This is a genomic window from Saccharopolyspora sp. NPDC050389, from assembly GCF_040655595.1.
Taxonomy (GTDB): Bacteria; Actinomycetota; Actinomycetes; order Mycobacteriales; family Pseudonocardiaceae; genus Saccharopolyspora.
This window is the reverse complement of the sequence record NZ_JBFAKG010000016.1, coordinates 47758-60309: the sequence shown is the minus strand read 5'-3', so window position 1 is coordinate 60309 and position 12552 is coordinate 47758. Positions and strand designations below refer to the sequence as shown.

The 12552-nt window shown below is 68.5% G+C and carries 15 protein-coding genes; 8 read left to right on the top strand and 7 right to left on the bottom strand.

Annotated elements, in window-relative coordinates; all coding sequences use genetic code 11:
* The first annotated feature begins 556 nt into the window (after positions 1-556).
* From AB0I53_RS12965 to AB0I53_RS12955, 3 genes are all read left to right on the top strand, one after another.
* Positions 557-1765 (top strand): MFS transporter, encoded by a 1209-nt coding sequence (locus AB0I53_RS12965; RefSeq protein WP_358600968.1) that lies wholly within the window; start codon positions 557-559, stop codon positions 1763-1765.
* Positions 1766-1895: 130 nt separating this feature from the next.
* The gene (locus AB0I53_RS12960; RefSeq protein ID WP_358600965.1) at positions 1896-2726 is read left to right on the top strand and encodes an aldo/keto reductase; all 831 of its coding nucleotides are present in this window, start codon (positions 1896-1898) and stop codon (positions 2724-2726) included.
* Positions 2727-2896: 170 nt separating this feature from the next.
* The gene (locus AB0I53_RS12955; RefSeq protein WP_358600962.1) at positions 2897-3778 is read left to right on the top strand and encodes a hypothetical protein; all 882 of its coding nucleotides are present in this window, start codon (positions 2897-2899) and stop codon (positions 3776-3778) included.
* A gap of 175 nt (positions 3779-3953) precedes the next feature.
* Here the strand turns inward: AB0I53_RS12955 and AB0I53_RS12950 are convergent, their stop codons facing one another.
* Positions 3954-5099 carry an FAD-dependent monooxygenase gene (locus AB0I53_RS12950; protein ID WP_358600959.1) on the bottom strand — a complete coding sequence of 382 codons (1146 nt, stop codon included), beginning with the start codon at positions 5097-5099 and terminating at the stop codon, positions 3954-3956.
* Between the two features lie 223 nt (positions 5100-5322).
* Entirely contained in the window at positions 5323-5484 is a 162-nt protein-coding gene (locus AB0I53_RS12945) for a hypothetical protein (protein WP_358600956.1), read from the bottom strand.
* A 204-nt stretch (positions 5485-5688) separates the two neighbouring features.
* On the opposite strand from AB0I53_RS12945, the gene AB0I53_RS12940 reads away from it, so the two are divergent.
* Positions 5689-6309, top strand: a complete 621-nt coding sequence (locus tag AB0I53_RS12940) for a YigZ family protein (RefSeq protein WP_358600953.1) — start codon at positions 5689-5691, stop codon at positions 6307-6309.
* Between the two features lie 121 nt (positions 6310-6430).
* A complete protein-coding gene (locus tag AB0I53_RS12935) occupies positions 6431-7666 on the top strand; it encodes a hypothetical protein (RefSeq protein ID WP_358600950.1) in 1236 nt (411 codons plus the stop codon).
* 4 nt (positions 7667-7670) lie between these two features.
* Here AB0I53_RS12935 and AB0I53_RS12930 read toward each other — a convergent pair whose 3' ends face one another.
* Positions 7671-8282, bottom strand: coding sequence for a TetR family transcriptional regulator C-terminal domain-containing protein (locus AB0I53_RS12930; protein WP_358600947.1), 612 nt, complete (start codon positions 8280-8282; stop codon positions 7671-7673).
* A gap of 117 nt (positions 8283-8399) precedes the next feature.
* Between AB0I53_RS12930 and AB0I53_RS12925 the strand changes: the two genes are divergently transcribed.
* Positions 8400-9548, top strand: a complete 1149-nt coding sequence (locus AB0I53_RS12925) for a DUF418 domain-containing protein (protein WP_358600944.1) — start codon at positions 8400-8402, stop codon at positions 9546-9548.
* A gap of 75 nt (positions 9549-9623) precedes the next feature.
* On the opposite strand, the gene AB0I53_RS12920 is transcribed toward AB0I53_RS12925, so the two are convergent.
* Genes AB0I53_RS12920 through AB0I53_RS12910 form a run of 3 tightly spaced genes read right to left on the bottom strand, consistent with a single transcriptional unit; the run spans position 9624 to position 10855 of the window.
* The gene (locus tag AB0I53_RS12920; RefSeq protein WP_358600941.1) at positions 9624-9809 is read right to left on the bottom strand and encodes a DUF397 domain-containing protein; all 186 of its coding nucleotides are present in this window, start codon (positions 9807-9809) and stop codon (positions 9624-9626) included.
* A 7-nt stretch (positions 9810-9816) separates the two neighbouring features.
* On the bottom strand, positions 9817-10017 hold the full coding sequence (locus tag AB0I53_RS12915) for a DUF397 domain-containing protein (protein WP_358600939.1): 201 nt from the start codon (positions 10015-10017) through the stop codon (positions 9817-9819).
* The gene (locus AB0I53_RS12910; protein ID WP_358600936.1) at positions 10010-10855 is read right to left on the bottom strand and encodes a helix-turn-helix transcriptional regulator; all 846 of its coding nucleotides are present in this window, start codon (positions 10853-10855) and stop codon (positions 10010-10012) included. Before AB0I53_RS12910 ends, AB0I53_RS12915 begins: the two co-directional genes overlap by 8 nt.
* Before the next feature lie 136 nt (positions 10856-10991).
* Between AB0I53_RS12910 and AB0I53_RS12905 the strand changes: the two genes are divergently transcribed.
* Entirely contained in the window at positions 10992-11288 is a 297-nt protein-coding gene (locus tag AB0I53_RS12905; RefSeq protein WP_358600934.1) for a hypothetical protein, read from the top strand.
* Between the two features lie 245 nt (positions 11289-11533).
* Positions 11534-11743 (top strand): hypothetical protein, encoded by a 210-nt coding sequence (locus AB0I53_RS12900; RefSeq protein ID WP_358600931.1) that lies wholly within the window; start codon positions 11534-11536, stop codon positions 11741-11743.
* Here the strand turns inward: AB0I53_RS12900 and AB0I53_RS12895 are convergent.
* Positions 11723-12535: a helix-turn-helix transcriptional regulator gene (locus tag AB0I53_RS12895; protein ID WP_358600928.1), complete on the bottom strand. Its 813-nt coding sequence runs from the start codon at positions 12533-12535 to the stop codon at positions 11723-11725. The genes AB0I53_RS12900 and AB0I53_RS12895 overlap by 21 nt on opposite strands.
* Positions 12536-12552: the final 17 nt, after the last annotated feature.

The window sequence follows — 12552 nt, the reverse complement described above, 5'->3', positions numbered from 1 at the left end:
CGATGGCCTCCCCGGCTTGGGTCATGGCGCCGCTGAGCCCGGCGGTGATGAACTGCACGAACGTGCCGAGCGCGTTCTCGGCGCCGGGGTGTGCCCCGGCGCACGGCGGGGCATCCAGCGCCTTGAAGTCCATTTTGACTTCCTCCCCACGGCTAAAGCCGGGGGATTCCAACCTTCGCGGGTTGGGTTTCCTGCGCGTCACCGATCGGCGGGCGGCCGACAGACTGTTGCGAAAAGTTTCCACGTTCTGTTTTTTGCCAGAGTGCACAACGCGACCGCGCCGCGGATGTGCACCGCGCACCGATTCAAGTCCATTGTGGATGGATGGTTTTCCCTGCCAGCTCGGCCGAACGAGCGATTCCCGACGTGGCGCGGTTCATAACCGCTTCGGGAACACCGGGGCGCCGGACTACTGTTGAACACGTCTGGGAAGCGCCACCGACCGCCGTCTTCCTGAATCGTTCTCGAACACCGGAATGCGAGGCGCACCGCCGTGCGCCCGGCCGGCGAGGACGCCATGAACCAGTCCGGACGTTCGTTTCAAGGGGAGACTTCCTTGCCCATTGCCCTGTTGGCCCTGGCCATCGCCGCATTCGGGATTGGAACGACCGAGTTCGTGATGATGGGCCTGCTGCCCGAGGTCGCCACCGACCTGCAGGTGTCGATCCCCGACGCCGGCGGCTACATCTCGCTGTACGCGCTCGGCGTTGTCATCGGCGCACCGCTGCTGACCATGCTGGGCATGCGGTTCAAACGCAAGACGATGCTGCTCAGCATGCTGGTGCTGTTCACCGTCGGGAACCTGTGCTCGGCGTTCGCGCCGACGCACGAGCTGCTGCTCGGCGCCCGGTTCCTCGCCGGCCTGCCGCACGGCGTGTTCTTCGGCATCGGTGCCGTGGTCGCCGCGAGCCTGGTCGCCACCGACAAGCGCGCCCAGGCCATCTCGATGATGTTCATCGGCCTCACCGTGGCGAACATCGTCGGCGTCCCGGTCGGCACGCTGCTCGGCCAAGCCCTCGGCTGGCGCTGGGCGTTCGGCCTGGTCGCGGTGATCGGCGTCGTCGCGCTGGCCGCGGTCGCGGCGCTGGTGCCCGACCAGCCCAAGCCCACCGACGTCAGCGTGCGCGGCGAGCTGCGCGCGTTCCGCCGCCCGCAGGTCTGGCTGGCGTTCGCGGTCGTGGTCTTCGGCTTCGCCGCGACCTTCTCCTTCTACAGCTACATCAAGCCGGTGCTGACCGACGTCACCGGCTACACACCGACCGCGGTCACGCTGCTGCTCGCGCTGTTCGGCGTCGGCATGACCGTCGGCACCGCGGTCGGCGGGCGGCTCGCCGACAAGGCCCCGATGAAGACGCTGTACGTCTTCCTCGGCGCGCTGGCGGTCTGCCTGGCGCTGTTCGTGGTGACCGCGCACAGCACGGTGCTGGCGCCGATCACGGTGTTCCTGATCGGTGCGACCGGGTTCGCGGCGATCCCCAGCATCCAGGCGCGGATCCTCGACCAGGCCAAGGAGGCGCCGGCGCTGGGCTCGGCGAGCATCCAGTCGACCTTCAACATCGCCAACTCGCTGGGCGCCTACCTCGGCGGCGTGGTGATCGCGGCCGGCCTCGGGCTGACCGCGCCGAGCTGGGTCGGCGCCCTGCTCGCGGTGGTCGGCCTGGGCTTCGCGCTGATCTCCGGCTGGCTAGACCGGCGGCCGCGGCGGCCCGAGGCGCCCGTCTCGCACCGCGCCGCTCAGCCCACCGAGTCGATCGAGGTCGGCTGAGGGTTTCCCACGGAACAGATCGGCTAGCCGGGGCTGACCACACCTAATACGGTGGCCGCAGAGCGGACACCAGCCCGCGACGTGTGTTCGCGGGGCGAACAATCCGACATCGGCGGAGGAAAGCACCCACATGACACAGGTTCCGAACATCACGCTGAACACCGGCGCACAAATGCCGCAGCTGGGTTACGGCGTCTTCCAGGTCCCGGCCGACGAGGTCGTCGGGCCGGTGCTGGCGGCGCTGCAGGCCGGGTACCGCAGCATCGACACGGCCGCGGTGTACGGCAACGAGGAAGGCGTGGGCAAGGCGATCGCCGAATCGGGCCTCAAGCGCGAGGACCTGTTCGTCACCACCAAGCTCTGGAACGACTCGCAGGGCTACGACAGCACGCTGAAGGCGTTCGACGAGAGCCTCACCAAGCTCGGGCTCGACTACGTCGACCTGTACCTGATCCACTGGCCGGTGGCGGCCAAGGACAAGTACGTGGACACCTGGAAGGCGTTCCAGCAGCTGCACGCCGACGGCCGGGCCAAGGCGATCGGCGTGTCGAACTTCCAGATCCCGCACCTGCGCCGGCTGTTCGAGGAGACCGACGTGGTGCCCGCGGTCAACCAGATCGAGCTGCACCCGAACCTGCCGCAGGCCGAGCTGCGCGCGTTCCACGCCGAGCACGGCATCGCCACCGAGGCGTGGAGCCCGCTGGGCCAGGGCAAGGGCCTGCTGGACGACGCGGCGCTGGCCGCGCTGGCCGAGAAGTACGGCAAGAGCCCGGCGCAGATCGTGCTGCGCTGGCAGATCCAGCTCGGCAACATCGCGATCCCGAAGTCCGTCACGCCGTCGCGGATCAAGGAGAACATCGAGGTCTTCGACTTCGAGCTCGCCGACGACGACGTCGCGGCCATCACGGCGCTGAAGACCGGCGTGCGCGTCGGCCCGGACCCGGACGTCCTCGGCAGCTGACCCGAACCCTCAAGGCCCTCCTCGCCAAGCGGCGGGGAGGGCTTTTTGCTGCGCGGAGAACTCCGACGAATGGCCGTTGACGCATCGGGTCGCGGCCGATAGATCTACGCCGGGTTCTTGAGCGTGATGTCTGACAGCTGGTCGACTGCTCTCACCGTGGAGGTTGTCCCGTGCACAGAACTCTCGTCGGCGCCGTTTCCCTCTCGCTCGTGCTCGCGTCGCCGAGCGCCGCGGCGGCCGCGCCGGATCAGGCGGACTGGCAGCTGGTCGGCGACGGAATCACCTCGGGCATCAGCGGAATCGCGCTCGTCGATGCGACGGCCGAAGCGACCGACGCGATCATCGTCCGGGACAACAAGAAGGACGGCGAGAACCGGGCGACCTGGCTTTCGCTGCGGCAGGGGCAGGTAACCGGCGCCGAACCGCTGGACTGGCAGGGCGAGATTCCGGTCGACCTGGAGGCGATCGACGCGATTCCCGGTTCGCCGGGCGAATACATCGCGCTGGCCAGCGACGGCAGCGCCTTCCACGTCCGGATCGACCGCGGCGGCGCCACCGTCCTGGGCACGTTCTCGCTGCCCGACCGCGCCGACGACGACAACTACGAAAGCTTCGGCCTGCTGTCGAAGGAAGGGCGGCTGTTCGCGGTCTGGGCCGATCGCGGCGAGGGCGAGCGGCCGGCCACGCTGCGCGCGGCCGAGTTCGACAAGGAGCGCCTGGAATTCGGCGAGGCGCAGTCGCAGGAGTTCCGCGCGCCGTACCCGACGAAGGACGTGCGGCACGTGTCTGACCTGAAGCTGCGCGAGGACGGCCGGATCGTGGTGTCCTCGGCCTCCGACTCCGGCGACGACGGGCCGTTCGATTCCGCCGTGTTCGCCGCCGGAACGCTGGCTTTCGACGGCGGCGCGCTGCGCCTGACCATCGACCAGGACCCGCAGCGGCTCGGCGAGTTCCCAGGTCACAAGATCGAGGCGCTGAACGAGACCGGCGGCCTGCTGCTGGGCAGCGACGACGAGAACGCCGGAAGTTCGGTCCTGGTGGCCGGGAACTGAGGCGATTCGGAGGCGGGTGAGTCAACGGCCTGTTCACCTCGCCTATCGGCGCGAACGGGCCGTTCACTCCACCCCCAGGGGCCTCGGGCGTGCGAAGCGAACGGCCTGTTCACCTCGCCAAACGAGACGAACGGGCCGTTCACCCCACATCAGCCAGCGGGGATGCGAAGCGAGGTCAGGCGGCCTGGATGCTGGGGCGGGCCAGGCGGAGGACGTCGCTGCCGGAGCGCAGCGACGCCACCTGGCTGCGGGTCGCGAGCCACCTCGGGAACCTCGCCAAGCGCTGCAACGGCGTGCTGCGCTGCGCCGACGTCAGCGCGGCGGTGCGCGACACCTTCAGCGCACGCGGCCGCCGCTCCTGCTCGTAGGCCCGCAGCAGCTCCGCCGGATCTCTGTCCACAACGGACAAGAACTGGGTGAGCAGCCAGGCGTCTTCCAGCGTCTGGTTGGCCGCCTGCGCCACGGCGGGCGGCATCGCGTGCACCGCGTCGCCCAGCAGCGTGCTGCGCGGGCCGCCCCAGACCTGCGGCACCTTGTGCCGGATGTGCGGGAAGAACCCGAGGTCGTCGTCGGTGACCGAGGCCAGCAGCTCCTCGACGGGATCCGGCCAGCCGCGGAAGGTCCGCTGGAGCTCGGCGACGGACAGCACCGGGTCGCCGTCCTTCCAGGGCATGTCGAACCACCAGTGCAGCAGCCCGTCGCCGGTCGGGATCAGGCCGCAGTGCGCGTAGCGGCCGGCGATGTTGAGCGTCTGGTGGCCGTGCGCGATCGGCAGGTCGCTGCGCGTCAGGCCCTGCCAGCTGGCCCAGCCGGTGGGCCGCGCCGGGTCGCCGCCCAGCACCTCGCGGCGCACCACCGAGCGCTGCCCGTCGGCGCCGATCAGCACGTCACCGACGGCCGAGCTGCCATCGGCGAACTCGACGACGACGTGGTCCGGATGCTCGGTGACGCCGACGCAACGGCGGCCGAAGTGCAGCACGCCCGGCGGCAGCGCGGCAGCCATCTCCGCGATCAGCGTGCGGCGCGCGATCTGCACGGTCGGCGAGCCCAGGCGCTCGGTGACCTCGCCGAGGTCGGCCTCCCAGAGCAGCCGGCCGGACTCGGTGACCGAGCGGAGGCTGTGCAGCCGGTGACCGGCCGCTTCGATGTTGACGCCGAGCCCGCGCAGCGCCGCGGTGCCGTTGCTCCACACCGTGATGCCCGCACCCGTGGTGCGCAGGGCGTTCGCGTGCTCGAAGACCTGCACGTGGTGGCCCTTGCCGATCAATCCGTTGGCGATGGCGAGTCCCCCGACTCCGGCCCCGATCACGAGAACCCGCATCGTCTCCATCCGTCGTCCCGACGTCAGTTTCAAGACGATTTTATCGACTCGACCGGATGTACCGAATTGTCCTTGCTCACACACGCGCCCGCGGGCTTCGATCAAGAAGATTTTGCGGCACGTTTTGCCTGGTCAAGAACCTCGTGAGTGTTTTGGGGTGCTATCGCGCCCCAAAAGACTCACGGGTTTCGACCAGGGCAGATCCGGCGGCTCGCCAGCGGTATCAGGCGGCTTCCAGGAATCTGCCCGCCACCAGCCCGGGCTCGTCGCTGCCTCCGTCGAACCGCACCCATAGGACGGGACCGTCGAAGACCTCGGGAAGCCCGGTGGCGGCCTCCACCACCGTGCCGACCTGATCACGGAACCGGCCGAACGTGGCACGCACCCGCGCGCCTGGTTCAAACGGGCTCGATGACTGCTCCATGAGGGGGGACGTTACGTGCCCGCGGGCCGCAACGGAAATCGCCTCCACCTCAAGCCCCGATCACCGCGCTGACCTGCGCAGTTGCCGAAGTGGGAGGATGGGCGGCAGGACCCCGCCGCGCGACACCGCGTGGCAGTGAGCGGCGTCACCTGGCGAAGGGAACCGATGCGGACGATCAAGCGGCCGGGCGAGCACGAGCTGGAGGTCAAGAAGTCCCGCTTCCTCTGCGCGCTGGCGCGGGTCACCAGCGAGGCCGAGGCGCGGGAGTTCATCCAGCAGCGCCGCAAGCTGCACCACGACGCGCGGCACCACTGCTCCGCGTTCGTCCTCGGCGACGCCGGCGAGTTCCAGAAGTCCAGCGACGACGGCGAGCCGGCGGGCACCGCGGGCGTGCCGATGCTGGAGGTGCTGCGCCGCAACGAGATCACCAACTCGGTCGCCGTGGTGACCCGCTACTTCGGCGGCGTGCTGCTCGGCGCGGGCGGCCTGGTGCGCGCCTACGGCGGCGCGGTGTCGGCCGCGCTGGACCACGTCGGCCTGGTCGAGCGCCGCCCGGTTCGAGTCGTCGCGACCACAGTGGACTACCTGGTGGCCGGAAAGCTCGACAACGACCTGCGTTCGGCCGGATACCAGGTGGCGGACACGGACTACCAGGCCGAGGTCCGCTTCCGCGTCAACGTCCCAGAGTCCGAAGTGGACACCTTCCGCACCTGGCTGGCTGAGGCCACCGGCGGCGCCGCCGAAGCAGAGCTCGGCGATCTTGGTTACGCCGAGGTGGACATCTGATGACTTACCGCCGTTCGGCCTAGCAACCCCTATGGTTCATACCACCGTTTTTGTTCGGTTTTTACCGTTGCCGATCCAGTAGCCTGGCCACTCTCTGTGCTCAAGCGACTACGGAGGAGACATGGGTTCGGCGACGTGCGTTCCGGACGCGCCACCACTGGTGCGGGAGGCACTCCGGTTCCGGCGGACCGTGCAGCGCCCGGCCGATCTGGTGGCCACCTTCCGCGACAGCGGGGTGTACCTGGAGTGCGCTACCGACCCGCCGGCCGTGCCGGTCGTGCACGTGGCCGGGGCTCCGTGGCTCCCGGTGTTCTCGGATCTGCGGTACTTCGCCGATTACCGGCGGCGGCGCGGCGAGGGCGACCGGGCCGCCGAGTACCTGGTGCTCACCGGCGCCCGGCTGCTGGACGGATACCTGCCCGGCATGCCGCAGGGCACGAACGTGCTGCTGGATCCGCTGCAAGAACACGCCGTGGCGCTGCACGGGATCACGCCCGAGTCGATCCGCGCGACCGAGGGCTTCACCGAATCCGCCCAGGCGATGCAGCGGTACCGCGACGTGCTGGCCTGGGCGCAGCGGCAGGCCAAGCAGGCTCGCGCGGACGTCGAGCCGTGCCGGGAGCCGGGCACCGCCCGCAGCCAGGCCTCGATCGACGCCGCGAAGGGCCAGGTCGAGGACGCCGCGAAGGATCTCGTGAAGACCTTGTTGCTGACGGCCGAGAAAGCTCCCTCGCAGCAGTACGGCGAGACCATCGGTGGGTTGGTGTCCGGGACGCTCTCGGCGGGCAAGGCGTTCATCGGCGCCGGAATCGACAGCTTCGCCGAGGACCCGTCCGGTTTCGTCGGGCAGCTGGCCGGTGGCGAGGGCGCGGTGGGCCATCGCGTGCCGGTTCAGCGATCAGATGAGCGATCTCCGCGTGCACCTGATTCGCAAGCACTTCGGGCCGTGATCCCAGCGCCCGGCATGCCGTATCCGCAGGGCGTTCCGGTCACCCGCCAGGTCATCCTGTTCGGAGACCGGCCGTTCCCCGCCGATGCCAGGTGGTGGGTGGACGGCGAGAGCGTCGTCCTGGAGATCGCCGCCACGGCCCGCACCTTCCGATCGCGGGGCGAGAACCTCTTCCGCGCGATGCTGGACATCCGGCTGAACCAGCTGGAGCCCAACGGGCTCGTGCTCGTGGCCGCAGGCGCCCGCTACGACGTGTGGTCCGCGCCGGAGGGCCACTTCCCCGGCCCGCACGGATCGGTCCACGACTCGAGCGAATCGGTGGATCTGCTTGCCACCGTTGAAAAATCCGACATCGCCCACGTTGTGCCGGTGCGCGATCAGCTGGACTTCCACGACCGTCACGCGTAGTGGATCAGTCCTCTGTGGATTTTCCGAACAGGCGGTCGAGGTGGTAGTCGACGGCCGCGATCGCGCCTTCGCCGGTCCGGTGGCCCAGCAGCAGGCCGATCGACAGGCCGTCCGGGATGAGCAGCAGGGCTTCGGCCTCGCGTTCCGGGTCGCGGTCGGCGGGTAGCTCGCCGGACTCCTGCGCGGCGCGGAGCTCGGAGACCACCCACTCCTCCAGCTTCGGCCACCACTCGCGGTAGGTCTCGGCCAGGTCCGGCGCGCCGAGCGCGCGCAGGAAGAACGCTATGTGCGTCAGGAACTCCATTCGACTGTCGTCGGACAGCGCCAGCATTTCGAGCATCAGCGTCCGCAGCACCACGCGCACCCTCGGCCGTTGCCCCTCCTGGCCCAGCCGCTGCACGATCCGCTGCGAGGCGCGGTTGTTCACGTGCCCCATGGCGAAGCCCAGCATCTCGTCCTTCGACTTGAAGTAGTGCTGCACCGCGCCCATCGAGACGCCCGCTTCGGCGGCGACGTCGCGGAGGCTCACCGCCTCCAGGCCGCCACGGCTGGCCAGCCGCATCAGCGCCTCGGCGATCTGGATCCGCCGGGCCTCGTGGTCCACCTGCTTGGGCACCGTCTTGCACCTTTCCAATGCGATCGCATTGCAAACGGGCCGAGCATCCGTTTACCATGCACTTGCATCGTAACCCTCCGTGGTGGCGGAGGCGAGTTTCGAACAACTGGGGAATTCATGACCGAGGTACTACGGCAAACACCCACCTCCAGCAGGATCACCGCGATAGACGTGGTCCGCGGCGTCGCCATCCTAGGCACGCTGGGCACCAACATCTGGATCTTCACCGACCCGGAAGGGCCGGCCGGGATGCTGACCATGGTGGAGACCGGCACGCTCACCGCGAACATCGAGGCGACCATCCGGCTCCTCGCCAACGGCAAGTTCCTGTCCCTGCTCACGCTGCTGTTCGGCATCGGCCTGGAGCTGCAGTACCGGTCGGCGCGGCGCCGGGGCGGGCGCTGGCCGGGCTGGTACCTGTGGCGGGCGGCGCTGCTGTTCACCGAGGGCCTGCTGCACTACATCCTGATCTTCGAATTCGACGTGCTGATGAGCTACGCGGTGACATCGATGCTGGTCGCGTACCTGATCGGCCGCAGCGACCGGGCGGTGAAGGGCTGGATCATCGCGATGGTCTCGCTGCACGTCGCGTTCATCAGCGTGGTCACGCTCGGCCTGCTGACCGGGCACGCGTCGATGGGCGGCAGCGGCGCGCCGTCGCAGCTGTTCACCAGCGGCAGCTGGCTGGAACAGGTCTCCACCCGGATCGCGCACTGGGGCGTCTACCGGATCGAAGCGATCTTCATCATCCCGATGTCCGTGGCGCTGTTCCTGATCGGCGCCCGGCTGTACCGGGCGGGAGTGTTCGCCGCTGAGGGGCAACGGCTGCGGAACCGCCTGATGCTGTTCGGCTTCGGCATCGGAGTGCCGCTGAACCTGCTCACCGCGTTCTCGGGTGAGGGCTGGCTCATGGTCGACCGCTACATCCTGCCGCCGATCATCGCGCTGGGCCTGCTCGGGCTGATCCCGTCGCTGGTGGGCGCGCTGCGCGGCACGCCAGGAGTCATGCGGCGCGGGCTGACCGCGGTCGGCCGAATGGCGCTGTCCTGCTACGTCTTCCAGAACCTCGTGGCGGCGATCCTGTGCTACGGCTGGGGATTCGGCCTGGCCGCGCGCTTCGACTGGGCCCGCCCGTGGTGGGTCCTGCTGATCTGGGCGGCGATCTGCGCGACCTTCATGACGCTGTCGACGTGGTGGCTGCGCCACTTCGAACGCGGCCCGCTGGAAGCGGCCTGGAACTGGGCCTACCGCCTACCCCAGCGGTGACCACAGGCCCGTGAGTACTTTGGGTCGCTATAGCAGCTCAAAGTACTCACGGGCCCTGACCAGCCAAAACGGCACTCAGCCGCGGAAGTGATCTGCCTTCACGGCAGTGACGAACCGGGTCCAAGCCTCGCGAGGAACGGCCAGAGTCCCGCTGTCACGGTCCTTCGTGTCGCGAACCCCCACCAGGCCCGGGGCCGAACCGACCTCGACGCAACCCGTGTTGTGGCCGCTGTAGCTGCTCTTTCGCCAGGTCGTCAGCACCGTTACCTCACAGAGCAGCGTCGCACTGTCCGGCTTTCGTTGCCGCGATGAACCGACCCCATGCAGCCCGCGACACCGCTAAGGTCCCACCATCTCGATCTTTTGTGTCCCGGATGCCGACCAGACCAGGCGCCGAGCCGACTTCAACGCAGTTGCCGCTGTCGCTGCTGCGTAAGGGCTTCCGCCAGTCCACGAACTTCTCAGCCATAGCTTGCTTCCTCATGCTCTGCCGCGTACCGCGCTACGAGTTGCGTCGAGTCTTTCGCGTTCAGGGCCACCTGCGCCAGCCTGTCGAGTGTTTTCTTGAACGGAGCAACGTCGCCTGGCTCGCTCAAGAACACGCCCGCATGCCTGGCCTCGATGTGCACCGTCACTTGAGCACGAGGTAGTTCGAAGACGGAGAAGTTGCCGTCGAGCCCGGTGTGCACACCTAGCCCCAGCGGCAGCACTCGTATCGTGATGTGCGGTCGATCTGACAGTTTGATCAGGTAGCGAAGCTGTTCTCCCGCAACGGCATGCCCGCCAACCGGTCTCGACAGAACGGACTCGTCCACGAACGCGATCAAGTCGACAGGATCCGACTTCTCCAGAACGCCCTGCCTCGTCTGCCTGATCCCGATTCCCGCATCAACATCCGCGGTCTCCAGCTGAGCCGCTTCGTAGACGGCTCGGGTGTAGCCCCTGGTTTGCAACAGCCCAGGAATCAACGTCGGCGCGACGTTCGTGATCCGCGCAGCCCGTTGTTCGGCGTCGATTAGGGCGCGTAGCTGGGACGGCAAGCCGCTGTGCAGCTCCCACCACGCTGGTTGATCCAGCTCGCGCGCCATCTTGAGCAGGTGCTCCCGGTCCTTGCCCTTCACCCTGAGCACGGCTAGGAGCGCCGAGACGTCCGCCTCGGTTATGCCCGTCTTCGCGGTCTCCACCCTGCTGACCTTGGCGACGCTCCAGCCGATCTGGTCGGCGATCTGGCCCTGCGAAAGTTTCCGGGCCTTGCGAGCGGCGCGCAGTTCCGCGGCCAAAGCACGCGCTCGTGGGGAATCCGCCATGCCGTCAGCCTAAAGCGCAGTGACCACTTCGAGCGATCACACGAACGAGATCTTGCAAATTTGCACGCTTCTAGCAACATTACAAATCATCAGTAACTGTTCACTCAGCGTGTAAACCAGCTGCGCGGAGGCGCTCATGAGCACGAGGGCTTGGTGGGTGGAGTTCGATGCGGCTTCGGTGGCCGCTCGGCTGGAAGATGTCGTCTACTGGATCGTCCCGCCCGGCGCGAAGGTTCGGCACGGCATCACCGACAAGCCCGGTAGATGGCCAGCCGGAACCGAAGTCGTCGCGCTGTGCCGCGAGACCGTGAAGATCCCTTGGCCGACGCCGTGGCCCGCCACTCCGCGCACGGCGAGCATCACCGCGCAGTGCCCCGGATGCGTCGCGGAGTACCGGCGACGCGGGTCGCCTTCGACCGTCTGGGACTTCTGAGTCCTACACGACACCTGTTTCCGCAGGTACGGGGCCGTGAGTGTTTTGGGTTGCTATAGCGACACAAACCACTCACGACCAGCGTGGCCAGCGGAAACCTGGCCTCGGAACGTCAGCACCACCGATGACCGCCTCGCCGCCCAGCATTCCCCCGGCCCGGTGCGGCGAGGCCTCCCCGGCAGGGGCGGGACGCCCCCTCCCCCGAAGTCCCGTTCCTGCCGGGCTTTCTTGGAAAGGACGAGAAAGTGGCTGCTGTGCTTGGTTTTCTGGTTCTTGCTTCGGCGTTCGTCGTCGTTGGCCTCTGCTGGATCGGTCGGTCGACCGGGCAGCACGCGGGCTCCGGCGAAGGCGCGCTGGGCGTTTGGCAGCTCTGCGCACGCGTCGCGATAGAGCGACAACGCGAGATGGAGACCGAGTCCTACGGCCGGCACGCGCTACTCGGCCGCGGCACCTAGGCCTTCGAGGGCTTTGTGGGCTGTTGTGCCCGGTTCCGCCGACAGGAGGATCAGGCGGTGCTTCTGGCCTGGGACGTGCAGGGTTTGGCAGTCCAGGTCCAGCGGACCGAAGTCCGGGTGGTCGATTCGCTTGCGCAGCGTTGGGCGGGGCTGGACCTCGTGGTCTCGCCAGGTTTCCGCGAACTCCGCGCTGAAGTTGGCGTATTCCCTGGTCAGGGCCGCTAGGGCCGGGTCGTCCGGGTGACGGGCGGCGGCCAGGCGCAGCTCCGCCGCCGCCTGCCTGGCGAAGTGGTTCTCGCCGTTCTGCGCGGAGCACACGCCACGCATGGACAGGCGCAGGGTGTTGCGTTCTTCGCGCGGCAGCTTCGAGAAGTCGGTGATCAGGCTTGCGGCGAGGTCGTTCCACGCCACGATGTCGAGCCGCTCGTTCACCACGTAGGCCGGGACCGGGCCGAGGCGGTCGAGCAGTTGGAGCACACCTCGCGGCACCGGTTCCGCGGTTTCCGTGGCCGGTGGAGCCTGCCCTGCGAGGCGCGCCAGGTGCTCGCTTTCCGCCTCCGACAACTTCAGGGCCGTGCCCAGAGCCGCGAGCACCTGCGTCGACGGGCGCGGCGCGCGTGCCTGTTCGAGGCGCTCGTAGTAGTTCGTCGACACTCCCGCCAGCCAGGCGACCTCCTCGCGGCGCAGGCCGGGCGTGCGGCGGCGGCCGGAGCCGTCGGGCAGCCCGACGTCGCCGGGGCTTCGCGCTTCCCGGCGGCGGCGCAGGAAATCGGCCAGCTCGCGCTTGTTCACCTCACCAGCTTGCCACC